The following is a 1059-nucleotide window of genomic DNA, read 5'->3' on the forward strand; positions in this document are numbered from 1 at the left end:
ATCCGGCTCGCGGGCGACTTCCACCTGCTGCTGGCAGAGATGGCGGGCAGCGACGAGCTGCTGTCGTACATCCGGCGGCTGATTTCGAACACCGAGCTCTACAAGGCGCTGTACGACTCCGCCGAGGCCGCGAGCTGCGCGCCGCGCGAGCATGAGCAGATCATCGAGGCGCTGACGACGGGCAAGTCGCTCGACAAGGCGCTGGCCGTGGCGCTGGAGCACCTCGACGAGCTGGAGCAGCGCGTGATCGCGGGCGCGGCGGCCGAGCAGGAAGTGGACCTGGCGACGCTGCTGAACGGTGGCGGCTCCACCGCGCACGGCCACAGCCACTGAGGCATCCACGCTTCGCTCGCGGGCGAAGTGTCGGTTGGCAGGTCTCGCGATGATCGGCGCACCATGCACACGCTCTCCACCACCAGCAAGCCCCACACCAACGCCGCCTTCGAATGGGCGCTGCTCGCGCTGCTAGCCACCTGCTGGGGCGCTTCGTACACCTTCATCAAGATCGGCGTGGCGACGATCCCGCCCGTCACGCTGATCGCGGCGCGCACGCTGATCGCCGGCCTGCTGCTGCTCGCGGTGCTGCGCATGCGCGGCGTGAAGCTGCCGAAGGAGCCGGCGATGTGGTGGCGCTTTGTGCTGCAGGCGTGCCTGAACAGCGTGCTGCCCTTCACGCTCATTGCGTGGGCCGAACGCAGCGTCGATGCGGGCCTGGCGACCATCCTCAATTCGACCTCGCCGATCTTCATCTTCCTGCTGGGGCTGGGCCTCGGCGGCGCCGACAGGCCCACGCTGCTCCGCCTGTTCGGCGTGGGCGCGGGGCTGGCGGGCATCTGCCTGATCGTCGGCTTCGAGGCGTTGAACGGGCTCGGGCATTCGCTGCTCGCGCAGCTCGGACTGGTGGCCGCCGCCGTCTGCTATGGCTGCGCCGCGATGTTCGGCCGCGTGTTCAAGGGGCTGGACCCGATGGTGCCGGCCGCCTGCTCGCTGCTGAGCGGCACGGCGATGCTGCTGCCCGCGAGCCTCGTGATCGATCGGCCGTGGACGCTCGCGCCGTCA

Annotated in this window: 2 protein-coding genes; both read left to right on the forward strand. The window is 69.7% G+C overall.

The window, feature by feature from the left end; translation table 11 throughout:
• Nucleotides 1–333: FCD domain-containing protein (locus tag ACSFA3_RS25700; protein WP_435508140.1), on the forward strand; the 333-nt coding region annotated here is incomplete at its 5' end.
• A 63-nt stretch (nt 334–396) separates the two neighbouring features.
• Nucleotides 397–1059 (forward strand): DMT family transporter (locus ACSFA3_RS25705; protein ID WP_435508141.1); only part of this gene is annotated, 663 nt, incomplete at its 3' end.

The organism is Variovorax glucosi (assembly GCF_051216695.1).
GTDB lineage: Bacteria > Pseudomonadota > Gammaproteobacteria > Burkholderiales > Burkholderiaceae_C > Variovorax.